This is a genomic window from Paenibacillus sp. FSL H3-0310 (assembly GCF_038002785.1).
Classification (GTDB): Bacteria; Bacillota; Bacilli; order Paenibacillales; family Paenibacillaceae; genus Paenibacillus_AQ; species Paenibacillus_AQ odorifer.
In genome coordinates, this window is sequence record NZ_JBBODC010000001.1 from 743,384 (window position 1) to 764,877 (window position 21,494).

At 46.3% G+C, this 21,494-nt stretch carries 17 protein-coding genes; 16 read left to right on the forward strand and 1 reads right to left on the reverse strand.

What is annotated here, in order from left to right; genetic code table 11:
- Positions 1-19 precede the first annotated feature (19 nt).
- The 9 genes from MHH63_RS03375 (at position 20) to MHH63_RS03415 (ending at position 9,106) form a co-directional block, all read left to right on the forward strand.
- The gene (locus MHH63_RS03375; protein WP_341171203.1) at positions 20-1,375 is read left to right on the forward strand and encodes a UDP-glucose dehydrogenase family protein; all 1,356 of its coding nucleotides are present in this window, start codon (positions 20-22) and stop codon (positions 1,373-1,375) included.
- A 17-nt stretch (positions 1,376-1,392) separates the two neighbouring features.
- Positions 1,393-2,418: an SDR family NAD(P)-dependent oxidoreductase gene (locus MHH63_RS03380; RefSeq protein ID WP_076224612.1), complete on the forward strand. Its 1,026-nt coding sequence runs from the start codon at positions 1,393-1,395 to the stop codon at positions 2,416-2,418.
- A 22-nt stretch (positions 2,419-2,440) separates the two neighbouring features.
- Positions 2,441-3,319, forward strand: a complete 879-nt coding sequence (rfbA, locus tag MHH63_RS03385; protein ID WP_076129410.1) for a glucose-1-phosphate thymidylyltransferase RfbA — start codon at positions 2,441-2,443, stop codon at positions 3,317-3,319.
- A gap of 20 nt (positions 3,320-3,339) precedes the next feature.
- On the forward strand, positions 3,340-3,900 hold the full coding sequence (gene rfbC / locus MHH63_RS03390) for a dTDP-4-dehydrorhamnose 3,5-epimerase (RefSeq protein ID WP_076129409.1): 561 nt from the start codon (positions 3,340-3,342) through the stop codon (positions 3,898-3,900).
- Positions 3,901-3,928: 28 nt separating this feature from the next.
- A complete protein-coding gene (gene rfbB, locus MHH63_RS03395) occupies positions 3,929-4,924 on the forward strand; it encodes a dTDP-glucose 4,6-dehydratase (RefSeq protein WP_340394534.1) in 996 nt (331 codons plus the stop codon).
- A gap of 3 nt (positions 4,925-4,927) precedes the next feature.
- On the forward strand, positions 4,928-5,572 hold the full coding sequence (locus tag MHH63_RS03400; protein WP_341171204.1) for a YdcF family protein: 645 nt from the start codon (positions 4,928-4,930) through the stop codon (positions 5,570-5,572).
- A gap of 650 nt (positions 5,573-6,222) precedes the next feature.
- Positions 6,223-7,620, forward strand: a complete 1,398-nt coding sequence (hemA, locus tag MHH63_RS03405; RefSeq protein WP_076129406.1) for a glutamyl-tRNA reductase — start codon at positions 6,223-6,225, stop codon at positions 7,618-7,620.
- A 5-nt stretch (positions 7,621-7,625) separates the two neighbouring features.
- Complete coding sequence (ccsA, locus tag MHH63_RS03410) at positions 7,626-8,453, forward strand: cytochrome c biogenesis protein CcsA (RefSeq protein WP_036685126.1); 828 nt, start codon at positions 7,626-7,628, stop codon at positions 8,451-8,453.
- A 5-nt stretch (positions 8,454-8,458) separates the two neighbouring features.
- Positions 8,459-9,106 (forward strand): precorrin-2 dehydrogenase/sirohydrochlorin ferrochelatase family protein, encoded by a 648-nt coding sequence (locus MHH63_RS03415; protein WP_340394532.1) that lies wholly within the window; start codon positions 8,459-8,461, stop codon positions 9,104-9,106.
- A gap of 303 nt (positions 9,107-9,409) precedes the next feature.
- On the opposite strand, the gene MHH63_RS03420 is transcribed toward MHH63_RS03415, so the two are convergent.
- Entirely contained in the window at positions 9,410-9,574 is a 165-nt protein-coding gene (locus MHH63_RS03420) for a hypothetical protein (protein ID WP_341171205.1), read from the reverse strand.
- Positions 9,575-9,808: 234 nt separating this feature from the next.
- Here MHH63_RS03420 and hemC point away from each other — a divergent pair, with 234 nt between their 5' ends.
- The 7 genes from hemC (at position 9,809) to MHH63_RS03455 (ending at position 21,494) form a co-directional block, all read left to right on the forward strand.
- The gene (hemC, locus tag MHH63_RS03425) at positions 9,809-10,762 is read left to right on the forward strand and encodes a hydroxymethylbilane synthase (protein ID WP_076129403.1); all 954 of its coding nucleotides are present in this window, start codon (positions 9,809-9,811) and stop codon (positions 10,760-10,762) included.
- Between the two features lie 5 nt (positions 10,763-10,767).
- The gene (cobA, locus tag MHH63_RS03430; protein WP_341171990.1) at positions 10,768-12,315 is read left to right on the forward strand and encodes a uroporphyrinogen-III C-methyltransferase; all 1,548 of its coding nucleotides are present in this window, start codon (positions 10,768-10,770) and stop codon (positions 12,313-12,315) included.
- An 884-nt stretch (positions 12,316-13,199) separates the two neighbouring features.
- The gene (hemB, locus tag MHH63_RS03435; RefSeq protein WP_076129402.1) at positions 13,200-14,198 is read left to right on the forward strand and encodes a porphobilinogen synthase; all 999 of its coding nucleotides are present in this window, start codon (positions 13,200-13,202) and stop codon (positions 14,196-14,198) included.
- Between the two features lie 82 nt (positions 14,199-14,280).
- Positions 14,281-15,582 carry a glutamate-1-semialdehyde 2,1-aminomutase gene (gene hemL / locus MHH63_RS03440; RefSeq protein WP_370511266.1) on the forward strand — a complete coding sequence of 434 codons (1,302 nt, stop codon included), beginning with the start codon at positions 14,281-14,283 and terminating at the stop codon, positions 15,580-15,582.
- The gene (locus MHH63_RS03445; protein WP_256717565.1) at positions 15,579-16,514 is read left to right on the forward strand and encodes an RluA family pseudouridine synthase; all 936 of its coding nucleotides are present in this window, start codon (positions 15,579-15,581) and stop codon (positions 16,512-16,514) included. Before hemL ends, MHH63_RS03445 begins: the two co-directional genes overlap by 4 nt.
- A gap of 331 nt (positions 16,515-16,845) precedes the next feature.
- Complete coding sequence (locus MHH63_RS03450; protein WP_341171206.1) at positions 16,846-18,213, forward strand: LysM peptidoglycan-binding domain-containing protein; 1,368 nt, start codon at positions 16,846-16,848, stop codon at positions 18,211-18,213.
- Positions 18,214-18,794: 581 nt separating this feature from the next.
- The gene (locus MHH63_RS03455; protein ID WP_076129400.1) at positions 18,795-21,494 is read left to right on the forward strand and encodes a valine--tRNA ligase; all 2,700 of its coding nucleotides are present in this window, start codon (positions 18,795-18,797) and stop codon (positions 21,492-21,494) included.

Below are 21,494 nucleotides of genomic sequence, written 5' to 3' on the forward strand. Positions count from 1 at the left end.
ATGAAGGAGGGGTACTGTTTTGTTCAAAATAGCAGTAGCAGGAACCGGCTACGTCGGCTTAGTAGCAGGCGTATGTTTCGCCGAAGTAGGTCATCAAGTAACCTGTGTGGACATCGATGAAAACAAAGTTGAGTTGATGAAATCTGGTGTGTCACCAATCTATGAAGCAGATTTAGAAGAACTTATGCAAAAGAATTATGCAGCAGGTAGACTTGAATATACTACTGATTTTAAGTCAGCTTATAAAGAAGCAGATGCGATATTTATTGGTGTTGGAACTCCTGAGCAGCCTGATGGATCGGCTAATCTTTCATACATAGCTACAGTTGCAAGACAAATAGCAGAAACAATAGAAAAAGATTGCCTTGTTGTGGTTAAATCTACTGTTCCTGTAGGAACAAATGATAAGGTGCAGCAGTTTATACATGATTTTCTACCTCGTGAAGGAGAAAAACTTGTTGGTAACGGTAATGGAGTAGGTAGAGACATTAGAGTTGAAGTAGCATCTAATCCAGAGTTTTTAGCGCAAGGAACAGCTGTTAGAGATACTTTGCAAGCAGCAAGAATCATAATTGGAACTGAGAGCAAATGGGCAGAAGATATTCTTATGAAAATCTATGAGCCTTTTAATATCCCAGTTGTATCTGTTAAAAGAAGATCTGCAGAGATGATCAAATATGCATCTAACGATTTTCTTGCTCTGAAAATATCTTACATGAACGATATTGCTAATCTTTGCGAATTGGTAGGAGCAGATATTCAAGATGTATCAAGAGGAATGTCGTTTGATGAACGCATTGGAAGCAAGTTCTTAAATGCAGGTATTGGTTATGGAGGTAGCTGTTTTCCTAAGGATACGAAGGCACTAGAGTACTTAGCGAGACAAAATGGATATGAGCTTAAAACCGTTAAAGCAGCTATTGATGTCAATACTAGCCAAAAGACAATTCTGTTTAAAAAAGCATCTAAAAGACTTATCACCTTTAATGGTCTAAAAGTAGCGGTGCTAGGACTGACATTTAAACCTGGGACCGATGACTTAAGAGAAGCTGCTTCGCTAGAAAATATACCCCTGTTATTAAATCAGGGATCAGAAATCTATGCTTTTGATCCTGTAGGAAAAGTGAATTTTTCTAAGGAGTATCCAGAAGGTAGGAATGGTAAGGGCAGTATCAAATATGTTGAGAGCATAAAAGAAGCTCTTGAAGGTGCGAATGTCTGTTTTGTATTTACTGAGTGGGGCGAAATTAAAGCAATAGAGCCGGAAGTTTATAAAGATTTAATGAGAACGCCGTTGGTGTATGACGGCAGGAATTTGTATGGGGTTCAAGATATGAAAGAAGCTGGTGTGGAGTATTATTCCATCGGAAGATAGTTGAAGGGGCGAGCTATTTGAACGATATACCTGTAGATCACACGAAAACATATCTAATTACTGGAGCAGCTGGCTTTATAGGGTTTTATTTATCTAAAAGGTTATTGGAGCAAGGGAGCCGAGTGATCGGTGTTGATAATATAAATGACTATTATGATGTCAACCTCAAACACGTTCGCTTAGAGCAACTAAAGTTATTTAGCCGTTTTGAATTCATAAAAGTTGATATATCAGATAAGGACAAGATTACAAAGATCTTTGAAGAATATAAACCGAATATTGTAGTGAATCTTGCAGCTCAGGCTGGAGTGCGTTACTCTATAGAGAACCCAGATGTGTATATTCAAAGCAATATTGTAGGTTTCTTTAACATTCTTGAAGCTTGTAGAAATTATCCAGTTGACCATCTTGTATATGCTTCATCTAGCTCAGTTTATGGGTCTAATAAAAAGGTTCCTTTTGAAGAATCAGATGTTGTGGATCATCCGGAATCGCTTTATGCAGCTACGAAAAAGTCGAATGAGCTAATGGCGCATACTTATAGTCATCTGTATAAGATACCGACTACTGGTCTACGCTTCTTTACTGTTTACGGTCCAATGGGTCGTCCAGATATGGCATATTTCGGATTTACTCAGAAATATTTTGCTGGTGAGTCTATTAAAATATTTAATAATGGTGATTTTAAAAACGATCTTTATCGGGACTTTACTTACGTAGACGACATTGTTGAGGGTATTGAGAGACTTCTAAGTAAAGCACCGACAGAAGCGGTTCCTCATAAGGTGTTTAATATAGGAAACAACAGCCCAGAAAAGTTAATGGTATTTATTGAAACATTAGAAAAGTGTTTAAGCAAGGCTACTGGCAGAGAAGTGATATTTAATAAAGTATTTGAACCTATTAAACCAGGGGATGTACCCGCAACATACGCATCTACAGATTTATTACAACAAGCTGTAGGGTTTAAGCCAAAAACTTCCATTGAAGAAGGTTTACAGAGATTCGCTAATTGGTATGTAGATTATTATAAAGAGAAATAATACGAAGAGGAGTGACGACATTATGAAAGGCATTATCCTAGCAGGTGGCAGCGGTACGCGCCTATACCCATTAACAATGGTCACAAGTAAGCAGCTTTTACCTATTTACGACAAACCAATGATCTATTATCCACTATCCACATTAATGCTAGCGGGCATTAAAGAAATTCTTATTATTTCAACTCCAGAGGACACGCCTAGATTTGAAAGCTTATTAGGTGACGGTTCTCAATTTGGCATCTCATTACAATACAAAGTTCAACCAAGTCCTGATGGTTTAGCACAGGCTTTTATTTTGGGTGAATCTTTTATAGGTGATGATTCAGTTGCCATGATCCTTGGAGATAATATCTACTATGGAAATGGAATGCGGAAGATGTTGCAACGTGCTTCTTCAAAAAAACAAGGAGCAACGGTGTTCGGATATCACGTGCAAGATCCAGAGCGCTTCGGTGTGGTAGAGTTTAATGAAGAAGGTAAAGTATTGAGTGTAGAAGAAAAACCAACACAGCCAAAATCTAACTACGCAATTACTGGTCTATATTTTTATGATAACAGAGTTATTGAGATTGCTAAGAACGTTGAGGTCTCTTCACGTGGAGAATTGGAGATTACCTCCATTAATGAAGCTTACTTAAATCTTGGTGAGCTTGATGTGGAACTTCTAGGTCGGGGATTCACCTGGTTAGATACAGGAACTCATCAAAGTCTTGTCGACGCAACTAACTTTGTACGGACTATTGAAGATCATCAAGGAATCAAGATCGCCGCTCCTGAGGAAATTGCATATATTAATGGATGGATTACTAAAGAACATTTGTGGAATTGTGGAGAGAAGTTAAGTAAGACGGGGTATGGTCAGTATTTGATGAAAGTAGCTACAGGTAAAATACAATACTAATAACTGAAAGTGTGGCAGTGATGAAAATTACAGAAACCTTATTGCAAGGCGTATTAGTCGTTGAACCGGCTGTTTTTGGGGACCACCGCGGTTGGTTTATGGAGACGTATAGCGGAGCTAAGTTTAAAGAGCATGGAATAGATATGGAGTTTGTACAAGATAACCAATCCTACTCTGCGACTAAAGGAACATTACGTGGTTTGCACTATCAATTACATCCCAAGGCACAGACGAAATTGGTTCGTTGTACACGTGGTGCTATTTTTGATGTAGCCGTAGATATCAGAAAAGGTAGTCCTACCTATAGTAAATGGTTCGGCATTGAACTGAATGCTGAGAACAAAAAGCAACTGCTGATCCCAAAAGGATTCGCACATGGATTCATGACGCTAACAGAAGACGTAGAGGTTCAGTATAAGTGCGATGAGCTTTATGCCCCGGAATGTGATGGGGGTATTCTGTGGAATGATCCTTCTATTGGCATCGAATGGCCTCTTCATATTACACCTGTATTATCTGCCAAGGATGAGAAGGCGCCTTTATTAAAAGATGCTAATTTGAATTTTTTTTACAATAACTAATAAAGCTAATAGATCGGGAGTGCGTTCATTGAGTAAGCAAAAGATGCTGGTTACGGGTGGTGCCGGATTTATTGGAGGCAACTTCGTACAGTATATGGTAGATAAATATCCGCATTATGATATTGTGAATTTGGATTTGCTAACTTATGCGGGTGATCTAACGAAACATAAGGATATTGAGTCCAAATCCAACTATCGGTTTGTTCAAGCTGACATTGCTGACCGAGAGGCAATATTGTCTCTTTTTGAGTTGGAGAAATTCGATTATGTTGTTCATTTTGCTGCGGAGAGTCATGTGGATCGCTCAATTACTGATCCTGCGATATTCGTTCGTACGAATGTTATGGGGACACAGGTACTACTGGATGCAGCTAAAAAATTCGGCATTACTAAATTCCTCCATGTCTCTACGGATGAAGTGTATGGCGAACTCGATTTTGATCCTACTGTATTTTTTACCGAAGAAACACCTTTGCAGCCTAACAGTCCTTATAGTGCTAGTAAAACGGCGTCTGATTTACTAGTCCGTGCGTATTATGAGACCTTTGGTTTACCAATGAACATAACACGCTGCTCGAATAATTACGGACCGTATCATTTTCCTGAAAAACTGATTCCACTGACCATCTCAAGAGTATTAAATGAAGAGAAGGTTCCTGTATACGGAGACGGGAAAAATATTCGCGACTGGCTCCATGTCTGGGATCACTGTGCGGCCATTGACCTTGTCGTGCACGAAGGAGTAAGCGGTGAAGTTTATAATGTGGGTGGTCATAATGAGAGAACTAATCTTGAAGTAGTTAAGACGATTATCAGTACCTTGGGAAAATCTGAAGATTTGATTGAATTTGTAACAGATAGATTAGGACATGATAAACGCTACGCCATTGATCCAACGAAACTTGAGAATTTAGGTTGGAAGCCAACTTATACTTTTGAGACCGGAATTGCGCAGACGATCCAATGGTATATTGATAATGCTGAATGGTGGAAACAAATCCTTAGTAACGAATCGCATAAGTGATTTATGCACGACTTAACGGTTAAGAAAAGAAAAGGTAATTTAATGAATAAAAGATTTGTCCTTTTCGTATGCTTGCTATTGTTAATTACTGGTTTATTCAGTGCAGGCCGTTTCTTAGTTCTATCTGAACCTCCCAAGCAAGCCGATGTCATCATCGTCCTAAGCGGAGGCCAAGGTCGTGTGGAAAAGGCTGCTGAGTTATATAAAGCAGGCTATGCTCCTTATATAATTCTTTCCAATGCTAAAGAGTCAACGAGTAAATCGGGTGACATGGTCCAAACCGCCCTAGCTTTAGGCATACCCCATGACGTTATTTATACCGAGAACGCGGCGGATAGCACTTATCAGAATGCCGAGTACACTCTTCCTATAATGAAGGAATACGGTTTTAAATCTGCGATTGTTGTTTCCTCTGATTTTCACATGCGGAGGGTGAAATTTATTTTTGGTCGTGTGTACAAAAAATCGGAGATTGAGCTGACATATGTGGGTTCTGCATCAGGATATAACGCTAAACGCTGGTGGAGTGACCGAAAAAGTAGAGAAACAACGTTCAACGAGTATGTGAAAATGATCGGCAACACCTTTGGTTACAATGGTCCGGAGGCAAAAAGTACTCTTGATCAGATTAAGAACTGGTTTCGCTAATCTGCTGTAGAATGTTCACTATAATCCGACAAAAACAGTTTTTTTCTTATCTTGGCTTAAGGCGCATTACGACAAACAATATTGTTTAATAGTTTTATACTTATAACTATATCAATATTATTCTCGTGGGAGAGACGCCAAATGCCTAATTACTATTTTAAGGAGATATGGACGCCTTTAAAATTAGTGAATATTCGTTTTTATCTGGATGATGAAAATCGTGTTTGGGTTAAAGTTTGGTCTAAGCATCGGCGACTTCTAAAAAGAGTAGAGTCTACTATATAACTTCCGAGGTCTATCTCTTTTGGCTGAGAAGTTTTAAGTCACTGAGCAGTGACTTATTTTTTTGGAGAACGGAATTTTTGACGATTTTAAGAACTAGTAGGCCCTAATGTTTCCTTTTTGCTATCACAACCTTATAAATTAGCTAAAAATAACTCATCCTAACCGTAGCGAACCTACGGTTTTTTATTTATAATAATTATTATCTGGATTTCATAAAGCGTTCAAAAAATCTGTAAAAAGTCTTATTTTCGTGTGATATACTTAACACAGTGTTTTGAGATGTTGTGAAAGTGAACGGTATGTAAGATATTAATTTATATAATTGGATTTCAGCAACTTATAGAGACTAGGATGGTGAACTATCGATGCACATCGTCGTCGTTGGCCTGAATTATCGTACGGCTCCCGTGGAGGTTCGGGAACAGTTTGCTTTTGCGGAAAGTGATCTTCCGGCAGCGCTCCATCAACTGATGAAGACGAAGGGTGTGCTAGAAGGGGTCTTAGTAGCTACCTGCAACCGTACGGAAATTTATGTGGTGATGGACCGCCTTCATATGGCTGGTTATTTCATCCGCGGCTTTATGGAGCAATGGTTTGGTGTGAAAAGCGAGCAATTTGCTCAGCATATGTATATTTATGAAGACGAACAGGCGATTGCGCATTTGTTCCGCGTGACTTGCGGCCTGGATTCCATGGTGATTGGGGAGACGCAGATCCTGGGACAGGTGCGGAGTTCTTTTCTCACCGCTCAGGCTGAGGGTGTAACTGGAACTTGGTTCAATCGGTTGTTCAAGCAAGCGGTGACGCTCGGCAAAAGAGCACATAGTGAAACGTCAATCGGCGAGAGCGCAGTATCGGTCAGTTATGCGGCTGTGGAGCTGGGCAAGCGGATTTTTGGCATGTTCACTGGGAAAAAAGTGCTGATTCTCGGCGCCGGCAAAATGAGCGAGCTTACCGTGAAGCATCTATACAGTAGTGGTGCGGCAGAAGTGATTGTCGCTAACCGTACGCTGTCGCGTGCGATTGAATTGGCGGAGAAGTTCTCGGGTAAGCCGAGCACGATTGAAGATGCGTTAACAACTCTAAATGAAGTAGATATCGTGATCAGCTCGACAGGAGCAGACGGGTATGTGCTTACGGCTGATAAGGTAGCGCATGCTATGAAACGCCGCCCTTCGCGGCCGCTTTTTATGATTGATATTGCTGTACCACGTGATATTGATCCTGCGGCGGCAAATGTGCCGGATGTTTTTTTGTATGATATTGACGATCTGGAGGGCATTGTGGAGAACAATCTGGAAATGCGCCGAAGTGAAGCTGCGAAGATTGAAGTGATGATTAGCGAGGAAATGGATGAGTTTCAGCTGTGGCTCAAGACGCTTGGTGTAAGACCGGTGATCCGGGCGCTCCAGGATAAATCGAATACGATTCATGAAGAAACGATGGAGAGTCTGTTCAACAAGCTGCCCGAGCTGGACGAGCATCAGCGGAAAGTAATCCGTCGCCTGACTAAAAGTATCGTGAACCAGATGATGCATGATCCGATCAATGTAATTAAAGAGCTGTCCGGCGGTAAGCAAGGGAATGAAGCTCTTGATTATTTTTCCAAAATCTTTGCGTTGCAGGAACAGCTCAAATCCGATTCAGATGATGGAGACATTGCCCCGGTGAAGCAGTCTAGTTCTGGAGAACGTACGGCTGGCAGCGCTGATTTCTCTGTGCCTAAAACGGCGCTTGCTCCGGCAGGCTTGCTGGGTGGGTGAATAATATGCAACTGCTGAACGGAATATATGATGCCGCTCTGCTGGTCTATGCCCTGAGCCTGCTGTTTGTTTTCTCGGATTGCCTTAAAAGGAGTCCGGGTGGGAAGCGGTTAGGCACGGGGCTTCTTGTTGTTGTGGGTCTTTTGCAAGTTGCAGGACTTGGAATTCGTTTCTCTCAGGAGAAAGGCCTGCCTATTTTTACTCCTTATGATTTCTTGTTTTGGTTTGCGTTTAGTATTGTGCTGACTTCGCTTGCGGTGGCTTTTACACGTGGAGGCGAGTTTACGATTTTGCTGCTCAGTATGGCTGGTTTTAGTGTTTTTCTGCTTAATCGGGTCTGGCTGACGGCGGGTGGGCATACGCTTGAGACTTGGAGTGCGGTGTATGGCTGGCTGACGATGCATGTGATTTTGGCAAATATGAGTTTTGCAGCACTGACGTTAGGAACGGTTTTTGCAATATTGTACTTGTTCCTGCACACCAGACTCAAAAGCAAGAAATGGAGCGACCGGATCCGTCGTTTGCCGAACCTGGAGACTACAGATAAATACTCTTACACCGCTATTTTGGTGGGCACTCCTTTGCTGGGAATATCGCTGGTGGTGGCGGGTTTATCTATAGTATCTGAGGGACGGACGCTTTTATTGAAGGATTTAAAAGTATTAACGACTCTTATCGGTCTTGGGATTTACATATTTTATATTATCTTTAAGAAGTCCGGGCGGAAAAGTGGAGTAAGTATGGCTCGCTGGGCGATTTTAGGATATGCTTTTATTATCTTGAACTTTCTGTTGAATTCTTGGTCTGATTTTCACGGTTGGAGCGGGGAGTGAAGGGCATGACGCGTTATTTACCCATAATGCTGGATTGTGAAGGGCAGCACTGTGTGGTTATTGGCGGTGGTGTCGTGGCTGAACGTAAGGTGAGCGGGCTGTTGGAAGCTGGAGCGGCGGTTAAGGTGATTAGTCCTTCTTTGACAGATCCGCTTGATTCTCTAGCTGAAAAAGGTCTCCTGATCTGGATGGACCGTACTTATGCTCCCGGAGATCTCCGTGGGGCCTTTCTCGTATATGCAGCCACTAACGATAGGGCGGTTAATGAAGAGGTTGCGCGGGAGTCTAGACGGCTTGGAATTCATGTGAATGTGGCCAGCCATGCGGAAGCGGGAAACTTTATCACGCCCGGAGTGGTTCGGAGGGGACGTTTGACGGTAGCTGTATCTACTTCGGGTGCTGGCCCGCTTGCGGCAACGAAGATCAAAAATGTGCTTGAAAAAGCGCTGGATGCGACGTATGAACCATATTTGGATTTTGTGCATGCCATGCGTACCCGGATTAAGGAAAAAGAACCTTCTGCTGAAGTTCGTGGAAGGCTTTTGCGGAAGCTAGGCGCGCTGGATGTGTTGAACGAGATGAGTAAGGGTACCTTCATAGCGTGGAGTCCGGAGGATATGGACGCTTGGATTGCTGAGCAACGGGTGGAGTAAAAGTGCGCGTGGACACTGTAAAGATTAGAAAATTGGGTTAGATTAAGATATGAAGTGGATGAGCGGTTTTGAGTAACATGATATATGGCTGATTTGGCTCGTAGTAGCTTAGATGGCGGAATGTACGGTAAAAATACTGTTGAATCGAGCTTAAGTAGCTTGGATGGCGGAATGTACGGTATAAATCCCGTTGAATTGGGTTGAAGTAGCTTAGAGGGTGGAATGTACGGTATAAATCCCGTTGAATGGAGCTTAAGTAGCTGAGATGGTGGAATGTACGGTATAAATACTGTTGAATTGAGCTTAAGTAGCTTGGATGGCGGAATGTACGGTATAAATCCCGTTGAATTGGGATGGAGTAGCTTGGATGGCGGAATGTACGGTAACAATGCCCTTAAAATAAGCAACAGTCGTCGAAGGAGCTAAAAGAAAGGCAAAAATGCCTTTAAATTGAGCAACAACAGCCAAATTAGCAAAAAGAGAGGCAAAAATGCCCTCTAAACGAGCAACAATCGCCGAAGGAACTAAAAGAAAGGCACAAATGCCTCAAATTCGGCGGGAATTATCCGAAGTAGCGAATTCAAAGGCAATAATGCCTTTTTTAGAGTGAGAGTAGTTAATTGGTTAGTTTGGGTTTGGATTTCTAGTGCAAGGTTCTGCGGTGAAGAGTAAGAGGCGAACGTTACCAGGAGGAATGGACAAATGCGTAAGGTTATAGTGGGGAGTAGACAGAGCGCGCTTGCGTTGACGCAAACGGGACATGTGATTGCTGATCTGGAGCGACTTAGCGAGGAGCATGGTTTTGGATTTACTTTTGAAGTGAAAAAGATCGTCACCAAAGGTGACCGCATTCTTGACGTTACTTTATCCAAGGTAGGCGGCAAAGGGTTGTTCGTGAAAGAAATCGAGCAAGCGATGCTGGAAAAAGAAATTGACATGGCGGTGCACAGCATGAAAGATATGCCATCTGAGCTACCGGATGGACTGATCAATGGTGCTGTGCCGAAGCGAGTCGATCCGCGTGATGTTTTGATCTCTAACGGAGGCGTCTCGCTAGACGAGCTGCCTCAGGGTGCACGCGTAGGCACAAGCAGCCTACGCCGATCCAGCCAGCTCGCTGCGCTGCGGCCTGATCTGGTCATTGAGCCCGTGCGCGGCAACATTGACTCGCGGCTGCGCAAGCTGGAGAGCGGCGAATACGACGCAATCCTGCTGGCAGCGGCGGGGCTGTCGCGCATGGGCTGGCAGGATCGCGTGAGCGCCTACCTGCCGCCGGAGGTTTGCCTGCCCGCTGTAGGGCAGGGCGCACTCGGCATCGAATGCCGCGCAGATGACGCTGACCTGCGGAAGCTGCTGGCATTATACAACGATGCCGATACGGCATTGACGGTAGCGGCGGAGCGCACGTTCCTTGGCGTGCTGAATGGCGGCTGCCAAGTGCCGATTGGTGCTCATGCGGTGCTTGACACAGCCGCCAAAGCTGCTACCGCTGAGCACAAAGTAATCTCGTTAACGGGGATGGTGGGAACACCGGACGGTTCAACGATTTTGAAAGAAACTTGCACGGGGATTGACCCGGTACAGCTCGGCGAAGAAGTCGCTAAAAAGCTGATTGCAAGAGGAGCGGAGAAGATACTGTCAGACGTTAGGGGATGAGTGGATTGACGGGGAAGGTTTATTTGGTAGGTGCAGGTCCCGGGGACGCAAAGCTGATTACTGTGAAAGGCCTCGAGTGTATCCAAAAAAGCGACGTGTTGGTGTATGATCGCTTGGCAAGTCCTAGATTGCTGAAATGCATGAAACCCGGCGGGGAGAAGATTTATGTAGGTAAGCTGCCGGATCGCCACACGATGAAGCAGGAAGAGATTAATCAATTGTTAGTTGATTTGGCTTTACAGGGGAAAACAGTGGTGCGGCTTAAGGGTGGGGACCCTACGATTTTTGGCCGGGTGGGTGAAGAAGCGGAGCTGCTGCGCAAAAATGGGATCTATTACGAAATCGTACCGGGCATCACGTCAGCGATCAGTGTACCTGCCTATGCGGGTATACCTGTTACGCACCGCGATCATGCCTCTTCCCTGTCGATTATCACCGGGCATGAAAGTCCGGATAAACTGGATCATTCCATTCATTGGGATAAAGTAACGAACGCCACGGGAACGTTAGTGTTTCTAATGGGCGTAGCTAAAATAGGTTACATCAGCGCTCAGCTGATCAAGCACGGGCGGCTGCCAGAAACACCAGTGGCACTTGTGCGCTGGGGCACACGAGCGGATCAGGAGACGCTGACGGGAACCCTCGCCGATATTGAGGCGAAGGTGAAGGCGGCGGATTTTCAGCCGCCGGCAGTCATCGTCGTCGGCGACGTGGTGCTGCAGCGTGAGCAGCTGAAGTGGGTCGAGGCGATGCCGTTATTCGGCAAACGCATCGTGGTGACACGGGCTCGCAGCCAAGCAAGCGAGCTGGTGGATAGAATTGAAGAACTCGGCGGGGAACCCTACGAGTTCCCGGTGATCGAGACGATCATGCCGGAAGGGGCAGAGAAGAAGGAGAAGATTGCAGCGGCGTTTGGCGCGCTGGAATCGTACGACTGGGTATTCTTCACTAGCCCGAACGGCGTGGAGTTTTTTTGGCGCCATTTGGCGGAGCTGGGGGCGGACATTCGTGGGCTACACCGCGCGCGTATTGCAGCGGTGGGGCCAGGCACAGCCGCCGCGCTGGCGCAGCGCGGGGTGATCGCTGAGGAACTTCCGGCGAAGTTTCAGGCGGAAGGTCTGATTGAGACGTTCGGTCCCCAGCTGATGCCGGGGCAGAACGTGCTATTGCCGCGCGGCGATCTGGCGCGGGACTGGCTGCCGGACAAGCTGAGAGAGCTTGGCCTTCAGGTGACAGACGTGGATACCTATGAGACGGTTGTCACGGGTGAGGATGACGTCGAGCTGCTGAAGCTGCTAGAGGAAGGTCGCGTTCACGCGGTAACCTTCACCAGCTCGTCAACCGTGCGTAATTTCATACACATCCTGAAACGGATGGGGCTTGAAGATCCGCTCCCGCTGCTTGCAAATGTGAAAATCGCCTGCATCGGCCCGTTAACGGAGCAGACTGCGGTAGACGCGGGACTGACACCGGGTCTCTTGTCTGAAGAGGCAACCATAGATGGTTTGGTGCAGGAGCTCTGCCGCTGGAATGCGGAGACTCAGCTGCAGTAGCGCTCGGATCGAGGATAGAACGAAGCAATAGTTTACAGGTGTGCTTAGCTTACGCAGCTTACTTTCTGGTGGGAAGGTAGAAGCTGATTACTCTGCGGGGAGAGTAGTAGCTGTTCAACGGAGAAAGGCAGTGCCTGCTTAGAAATATAGCGCTCAGCTTATATTTAGTTAGATTATAGGCTAGAGTTTTGTTCGTAGTTACTAAATAGTTCGTGGTTACATGTGTGTTCGTAGTTACTAAATAGTTCGTGGTTACATGTGTGTTCGTAGTTACTAAATAGTTGGGGTTACATGTGAGTTTAGAGTTTGTTCATAGTTACTAAATAGTTCGTGGTTACACGTGAGTGGGTAGTTATTAATGAGTTCGCGGTTACTTTTACTAACTAACATTTGTTAGTTTACGCGCCGTTATATCTACGCTCAAAAGTGCCACATCGCTACCTTCAAGTAACATATAAATTGAACTCCGAACGTAGTTACTTATGGAGTTCGGAGGATAATATTTGGTTGTAAACTAACTGGTATGTAGAGAATATGCAGTAGGTTAATGTGAGCAGATCTGCTTGAGGTTTAGGTTTAGTTGTACTTCATACAATTAAATTTTCTATATATCAGCTAAAGTCGAGTTTAGTTGTAGTATGTGCAATTAAATATCCGCTAAATGAGGAATCTTCGCTCTTTTGTAATAAATAACTGTAGAGAATGCAACTAAAGCTTACAATTAGGACAAAACATCGAGATAGTTGCACAAACTACAACTATACGTAGTTAGCCAGTGGTCGGCGGTTTGGTTGTAGCTAATTAAGACTTGGCTGCGGCTAGTTGTAGTTTGCTGCCAGACACATAATTTGGTTTTATATTTTATTTTTCAGGAGGATGAACAAATGAGCTTTCCAATTACACGTCACCGCCGTTTGCGCGGTTCTGCTGGAATTCGTGGCATGGTTCGGGAGACGATACTGAATGTGCTGGATATGGTACAGCCTATTTTTGTGACTTATGGAACAGGTGTGAAGAATGAGATTAGCTCGATGCCGGGCGTGTATCATTTTTCGCTGGATACGCTAAAAGCAGAAGTGGACGAGATTGCTGCACTAGGCATCCCGGCTGTATTGTTGTTCGGGATTCCTGAGACGAAGGATGCTATCGGTTCTTCCGGTTTTGCAGAGGATGGAATTGTGCAAGAGGCTACTCGCTTGATCAAGCAGTGGTACCCAGAGCTGTTGGTCGTTGCAGATACCTGCCTTTGTGAATTTACGGATCACGGACATTGTGGAATGGTGCATACGCATACGGTGAACGGTGTGGTCCATGGCGATGTTATCAACGATGCCTCGCTGGAGCTTTTGACTCGTACGGCGGTATCCCAAGCAAAAGCTGGAGCAGATATTATCGCCCCTTCCAACATGATGGATGGATTTGTTCACGCAATTCGTGCGGGACTTGATGAGAACGGCTTTGAGCATGTGCCGATTATGTCGTATTCGGTCAAATATGCTTCGGCATTTTATGGCCCTTTCCGCGAAGCAGCGGATTCAGCACCACAGTTCGGGAATCGCAAAACATATCAAATGGACCCTGCCAATCTGCGCGAAGCACTCCGTGAAGCAGAATCCGATGTGCTGGAAGGCGCGGATATGTTAATGGTGAAGCCAGCTCTGGCTTACCTAGATGTGATTCGTACGATTCGTGATCAGTTTGATCTTCCTTTGGTGGCTTACAATGTGAGTGGAGAATATTCCATGGTAAAAGCAGCGGCATTGCAAGGCTGGATCGACGAGCAAGCCGTTGTGCTGGAAATGCTGACGGGCATGAAACGTGCTGGTGCGGACATTATTATTACTTATTTTGCAAAAGATGCAGCCCGCTGGCTGCGCGGCTAATCTTCATCACACCGACATCGCGGCAGCTAATATATGTTTGTACAAGCTTGTGTGACCAAGAAGAGAATAGGAGTGAAGATACATGAGTAATGTGCCAATGGCGCGTAAAGAGGAAGCGTCCCGGAAGGCTTTTGATGAAGCAAAACAATATATTCCCGGCGGGGTGAACAGCCCTGTACGGGCGTTTAAATCCGTAGGTCTGACTCCGATTTATGTGGATCATGGGATAGGTTCGCGTATTTTTGATATCGACGGCAACAGCTTTATCGACTATGTGCTCTCATGGGGTCCGCTGATTATGGGTCATGCGCATCCTGAGGTTGTGAAGGCATTGCAGGAGACAGCCGTAAAAGGGACAAGCTTTGGCGCTCCAACGCTACTCGAAACGGAAATGGCAAAAACTGTTGTTGAACGAGTGGCATCTGTAGATATTGTACGCATGGTTAACTCTGGAACGGAAGCTACGATGAGCGCGATTCGTTTGGCACGTGGTTACACTGGGCGCAGCAAAATCTTGAAGTTTGAAGGCTCCTACCACGGTCACGCGGATAGTCTGCTTATTAAGGCTGGCTCTGGTGTAGCTACATTGGGCTTGCCGGATAGCCCGGGTGTCCCAGAAGGTGTTGCAATGAATACCATTACGGTTCCTTACAATGATTTGGAGTCCACTCAGATTGCTTTCGAACGTTTTGGCAATGAGATTGCCGCAGTGATCGTAGAGCCGATTGCCGGCAACATGGGCGTGGTTCCACCGCTTCCAGGCTTCCTGGAAGGGCTTCGTAAATTAACTTCTGACAATGGTTCGCTGCTTATTTTTGATGAGGTTATGACAGGCTTCCGTGTTAATCGTGGCTGTGCTCAAGGCTTGTTCGGGATTACTCCGGATATTACTTGTTTTGGCAAAGTTATCGGCGGCGGACTTCCAGTGGGTGCTTATGGCGGCAAAAGAGAGATCATGGAGCAAATCGCTCCTACTGGACCGATTTATCAGGCGGGCACACTTAGTGGTAATCCATTGGCGATGGCAGCCGGATATACTACGCTCAAGCTGTTGACCCCGGAAGTATATGATCGTCTGGAACAATTGGGTGCACGTCTGGAAGCGGGTTTGAAAAAGAATTCAATTGAGACTGGCATTCCGCTCACTATCAACCGGGTGGGATCGATGGTTTGTCCATTCTTCACTGAAGGACCTGTAATCAATTTTGAAACGGCTAAGTCCAGTGACACGGATCTTTTCCGTCGTTATTTTGGTCATATGGTAAACCAAGGCATCAGTGTGCCACCTTCACAGTTTGAGGGGATGTTCATATCGGCTGCACATAGTGAGCAAGATATTGATGATACCATTGAGGGGCATTATAATGCCCTGAAGGCCCTTTGAGCATCGGAGCCGGAGAAAGAACCGGTGGTGGCGCTTGGACCCGGCGTGGAGAGTGGCTGGAGGTAACACCCGGCAAAATCATTACTGGAGCCGAGGATACGCAGGCAACGATTGACAAGTGGCTGTTAGAAACTGTAGGCATGCCCGAGAAACTTCATCTGCGGTTACGCCGCGAGGGAGGCATTCAGTGGAAAGGCGACCGGCTTCGGCTGGCGCTTTTTCCCGATCGTGAAGCGGGGCTTGAACCGATATGGGAAGAGCTTGAGGTGCTGTATGAGGATGATTTTTGCCTGGTAGCTCATAAACCAGCTGGGCTGGCGGTACATCCAGATGGCAGTGGAACAGGTGTAACTCTGGATCACCTCGTAGCTGCGCATTATATCACTTCCGGCGAAAATGTGGCTGTGCGCCATATTCACCGCTTGGACAAAGATACAACGGGTCCGGTGATGTATGCGAAAAATGAGTTCGCACAGTTAGTCCTGGACGAGAATATGCGTGAAAAAAGCATCTCGCGGCACTACGCCGCGATCGTTGAAGGCATCGTGCCGCCTGCGCTTAAGGTGATCGATGCTCCGATTGGGCGCGACCGGCATCACGCTGCGCGCAGACGGGTCTCGCCCGGCGGACAATCTGCCGTGACGCGAATCATCGAGCGCGAGGCACTGCATGGCGGAAGCCTAGTGCATGTGCAGCTGGAGACTGGACGGACGCATCAGATTCGCGTTCATCTCAGCCATATGGGTCATCCCTTGTATGGGGATGAACTATATGGCGGTCCGGTTTGGGCTTCCAGCGCTGCCGGCCGCCATGCCCTGCATGGCGAGGCATTGTCCTTCCGCCATCCTTGGAGCGGAGAACAGCTGGAAGTCAGCGATCCGTGGCCGGAGGATATGCTGCAGCTGCGAGAGCTGCTGTCTGAAGCACCCTGACAGATACGTAAGTGGCTAAGGAACAGTAGAATCAGCAAAAGCTGGTTCTGCTGTTCTTTTTCTATTTTTTCAGAAAAAAAACATCTATCCATGTCTTATTCATAAAAGCAGCATATAATACTTTGTTCTTACGAAGTAGTGCATCTATCAGCAGGCTGAAGGTTTGGTGAGCTCTTAAATTCATGAAATTTATTAGCATCCTGTCCGGTTAGTACTACCAAAGTTGTCATGCCTCTCTGTTTGAAGCATATACATGTGGGGAGTAACATTTTGGGCTTATGCTCTGGGCCTGTCTCAGGGTTAGATTATGCCAAGAAGGAGGACATATCCCGTGTTTGATCAGTCCCACGGCTTGCGGTTTGATATTTACGAACGCATTCACCTTTCGGAAGAGCTTCCGGGAATAGCTGAGCTGGAGGAGGTTGAACTACTTCCGGAAATTCAGGTGATTCAGCGGGAGGATCGGGCCGAGTTATATGGTCAGCTGTTGCTTACCGGGCTTTACCGGAGTGAAGATGACCGAACACAACGTCTGGAGCATGCCATTCCCGTGGAAATCACTGTTCCGCTTACACGCGTCAGCTCGATTGAAGATATTGGGGTAGAGATTGAGAATTTTGATATCGATCTGCTCACGATGCGCACTGTGAATATAACAGGCGTATTATCGCTGCGGGGGATCGGTGGTGCGGACCCTCAACCTCAACCAGCCTGGCAGCAAGAGGAGTATACAGTCGCCTATTCTCCTGTGAATGATGACAGGGTAGAAGCTACTGCGGAGCTACAAGAACAGGAAAATGATGCACTTTATGAAAATTCTCAGTGGACCTTCGGTGAGGATGCCTCACAGGTTGCTGTAGAAGAACATGAGCATGCCGAAGCGAATGAACAGGAAGCAGAAGAATCATTAGTCTCAAGTGGAGCCGCTCATACGTCCCCTGTAGTCAATTTCTCATCCGGTCAGGAGAAGGACAAGGGAGCTAAAGCACGGACACATAGTCTGGAGTCCCAAGTTGAGGATGCTAAAGCGGGTTTATCCGATTACTGGTTTAAAGCCGAGGCCCAGAACAAAGAGGTTGAGGTGTCTCAGCTGAATCAAGCAAGCTATGTGAGTGAAGAGAACCAACAGTCGGCAGAGGAATATTTTACTCCTAGAGAGACCGCTGTTCTAGCCGTTAGTGCAGATGCAATTCAGGATATCCCTGTGTTCGCTTCTGAAAATGAGGCTAATAATGCGCTTCCTAAGCAAGAAGAGAATACTGCGCCGATTAATGAGAATGCGAACGAAGTTTTTGTTTCACAAGAGAGTGTGGCTTCTCATGAGGAGAAACAAGATCTTAAGATCGCCTTGGGCAGTAAAAAAGAAGCAGAAATTCCGGAAAAAGAACATCTCACCTTCTCCTCTTTACTAAGCTCCAGTCGTGTCCGTAAAGAGCAGGAAGCTCTGCAGTCGGAAGGAAATACATCTGCAGCAGTGGACGTTCCAGAGGTTGGCAATAATACGGAATGGAAGAGCAGATTCATTGCCAGCGCGGATGGAGCTAACATGTTCCGCAAAGTTCGGCTGTGTATTGTGCAGCGTGAAGAAACACTGGATACCATAGCAGAGAAGTATCAGCTAAGTGCGCGGGAGCTGGTAATGTATAATCGCTTATCCGGGCAGAGTGTAGAGGAAGGCCAAGTGTTGTACATCCCGTAATCGAATCGTGATGCGTACACACATGAATAGGTGAATCCCGATCAGGTAATAGGATCGGGATTTTTGCTGTTTCATTGTTGGAAGGGATGCTTCAGAAGAAATAAGTCGAAATTCAGCCTAAAGTCCCGCTGCAAAGGCGTATCCAGGTTGACTAGGGGGGGCTCAAAATGTATTATGGAGTAAGCAATATCTAAGTAAAGACTGGGAACGGGAAGAGTAGGCGGTCAGCCCTTCAGAGAGCGGAATTGCAAGTGCTGTGATATTCCGTAGGAAACAGCCCCCGAAGTCGCCCCGGAGTCGCCCTTCTGAGCTTATCTTCATATTTGTGAAGGATAAGTTAGGTTGTGGCCGGTAGCAGCCGTTATCTGTACGAGTGTCGCGCTAAGCTTCTGAATCCGTAGGGTAAGAAGTGTAGTTTTATTTTTCATTGGCGCGAAACAAAGGTGGTACCGCGAAAGAATGACCTTTCGTCCTTTGAGACGAGGGGTCTTTTTGTTTTTTTCAGAGACCTGTGCGCTCTATACAGCAACTTTATTAACAACTATAAGCAACTACAAGTAAACTAGTGGAGGTATCAGAGAATGGCTGACCAAAACCATCTAACAGCGGCAGATGCTGCCGCTACGAATGAATCTAAAAACGAGATGCCAACAACGTATGATCCGAAGGCAGCAGAACAGAAATGGTATTCCTACTGGACAGAGGGCGGATATTTCCGTGCAGGCCAGCGTCCGGATGCTAAAGCCTATAGTATTGTGATCCCGCCGCCAAACGTAACAGGAATGCTGCACATCGGGCATGCGCTCGATTTCACATTACAGGATATCCTGATTCGTACTAAACGGATGCAGGGCTTCGATACGCTTTGGTTGCCAGGTACGGACCACGCAGGTATTGCAACACAAACGAAGGTAGAGCAGAAGCTACGCGAGCAGGGGATTTCTAGACATGACCTCGGACGTGAGAAGTTCCTGGAGCAGGTGTGGGATTGGAAAGACAAATACGCGAACACCATTCATGAGCAGTGGGCAAAAATGGGACTTTCCCTTGACTACTCCCGCGAGCGTTTTACCCTCGATGAGGGTTTGTCGAAGGGAGTTCGCGAGGTATTTGTTAAGCTTTATAATAAAGGCTTGATCTACCGCGGTAAACGTATCATCAACTGGGACCCGGCGGCTCGTACGGCGTTGTCGGATATCGAGGTTGAATATAAGGAAGTAAACGGTCATCTGTACCACCTGCGTTACCCCCTTAAAGATGGCAGCGGACATATCACTGTAGCGACCACACGTCCGGAGACGATGTTGGGTGATACGGCAGTTGCTGTTCATCCTGAGGATGATCGTTATAAAGATCTGATTGGTAAAACGCTGATCCTGCCGATTATCGGCCGGGAGATTCCAATTATCGCTGACGAGTATGTAGATAAAGAGTTTGGTAGCGGTGCGGTTAAGATCACGCCAGCTCATGATCCAAATGACTTCGAGGTAGGTCAACGGCACAATTTGCCGCAGATCAACGTAATGGATGAGAGCGGTACGATGAACGAAGAAGCAGGACCTTACCAAGGTCAAGACCGGAGTGAATGCCGTAAGGCCATCACGGCGGATCTGAAGGAGCAAGGCGTTCTGATCTCTATTGAAGATCATGTGCATCAAGTTGGACACAGTGAACGTTCAGGAGCGGTTGTTGAGCCTTACCTGTCCACACAATGGTTCGTGAAGATGCAGCCGCTCGCCGAAGCTGCCATCAATGCACAGAAGGATGGTAATGGGGTTAACTTTGTACCTGAACGGTTCGAGAGAACCTACCTGAACTGGATTGAAAACGTACGCGACTGGTGTATTTCCCGTCAGCTTTGGTGGGGACATCGTATTCCGGCTTGGTATTCTGAATCTACCGGTGAGCTGGTTGTGGCGAATGACGAGGAAGAAGCGCGCCGGATCAGCGGCTTAACCGACCTGAAACAGGACGAGGATGTGCTGGATACTTGGTTTAGCTCCAACCTCTGGCCGTTTGCAACCCTAGGCTGGCCGAATGAAGACAGTGCAGATTTCAAACGTTACTATCCGAACGATGTGCTTGTAACAGGCTACGATATTATTTATTTCTGGGTAGCGCGGATGATCTTCTCGGCACTGGAGTTCACCGGAGAGAAACCATTCTCGGACGTATTGATGCATGGTTTGGTACGGGATGCTGAAGGACAAAAAATGTCCAAATCACTCGGCAACGGTGTAGATCCGCTTGAGGTTATCGAGAAGTATGGCGCAGATGCTATGCGTTATATGATTTCTACCGGCAGCACAGCGGGTCAGGATTTACGCTTCCGCTGGGAAAAGGTAGAGCAGGCGCGTAATTTCGCTAATAAGATCTGGAATGCGTCACGCTTCGCCCTCATGAATCTTGAAGGAGTTAGCTTCGAGAATATTGACATTACTGGTGAGCTAACTACGGCTGACCGTTGGATTTTACACCGCCTGAACGAAACTTCTCGTGAAATTACGCGTCTAATTGACTCGTACGAGTTCGGCGAGACCGGCCGCCAGCTGTACAACTTCATTTGGGACGATTTGTGTGACTGGTATATTGAGTTCGCGAAGCTGTCGCTTTACGGAACGGATGCCGCAGCCAAAGCGAAGACACAGTCCGTACTTGCTTATGTACTCGACCGCACGATGCGCTTGATTCATCCGTTTATGCCGTTTATTTCGGAGGAAATCTGGCAGCATCTGCCGCATGAAGGAGAGACAATTACTTTGGCTGCTTGGCCTGAGTATGATGCTGCTCTGGAGAACCCGCAAGCGGTAGCGGAAATGAACCTGCTGATGGATGTAATCCGGGCAGTTCGTAATATCCGTGCTGAAGTAAATGTACCGATGAGCAAAAAGGTTGATTTGATTATTAAAGCGAGCAATGAGGAAACGCTGAGCATCATTACTCGTAACGACAACTACATCGGACGTTTCTGCAATACCTCTTCTTTCGAAGCTGGCCTGAATCCGGAAACGCCAGACAAGGTAATGTCCGCTGTAGTAACGGGAGCGGAACTGCTTCTGCCTTTGTCGGGGCTGATTGATATTGAACAAGAAATCGCTCGTCTGGAAAAAGAAGTGCAGACACTGAACAGCGAAGTAGAACGCGTAGAGAAAAAGTTGAGCAATCAGGGCTTCGTGGCCAAAGCTCCCGCAAAAGTTATCGAAGAGGAGCAGGCGAAGCAGGCAGATTATTCTGCCAAACGTGAGAAAGTACTTGCCCGCATAGCAGAGCTGAGAGGATAA

Bases quoted from the DNA above. Each gene is read 5' to 3' on its own strand.
- hemA (WP_076129406.1), top strand. From the start codon at position 6,223: ATGCACATCGTCGTCGTTGGCCTGAATTATCGTACGGCTCCCGTGGAG.
- hemB (WP_076129402.1), top strand. From the start codon at position 13,200: ATGAGCTTTCCAATTACACGTCACCGCCGTTTGCGCGGTTCTGCTGGA.
- rfbA (WP_076129410.1), top strand. From the start codon at position 2,441: ATGAAAGGCATTATCCTAGCAGGTGGCAGCGGTACGCGCCTATACCCA.
- MHH63_RS03400 (WP_341171204.1), top strand. From the start codon at position 4,928: ATGCACGACTTAACGGTTAAGAAAAGAAAAGGTAATTTAATGAATAAA.
- ccsA (WP_036685126.1), top strand. From the start codon at position 7,626: ATGCAACTGCTGAACGGAATATATGATGCCGCTCTGCTGGTCTATGCC.
- MHH63_RS03415 (WP_340394532.1), top strand. From the start codon at position 8,459: ATGACGCGTTATTTACCCATAATGCTGGATTGTGAAGGGCAGCACTGT.
- rfbC (WP_076129409.1), top strand. From the start codon at position 3,340: ATGAAAATTACAGAAACCTTATTGCAAGGCGTATTAGTCGTTGAACCG.
- hemL (WP_370511266.1), top strand. From the start codon at position 14,281: ATGAGTAATGTGCCAATGGCGCGTAAAGAGGAAGCGTCCCGGAAGGCT.
- MHH63_RS03455 (WP_076129400.1), top strand. From the start codon at position 18,795: ATGGCTGACCAAAACCATCTAACAGCGGCAGATGCTGCCGCTACGAAT.
- hemC (WP_076129403.1), top strand. From the start codon at position 9,809: ATGCGTAAGGTTATAGTGGGGAGTAGACAGAGCGCGCTTGCGTTGACG.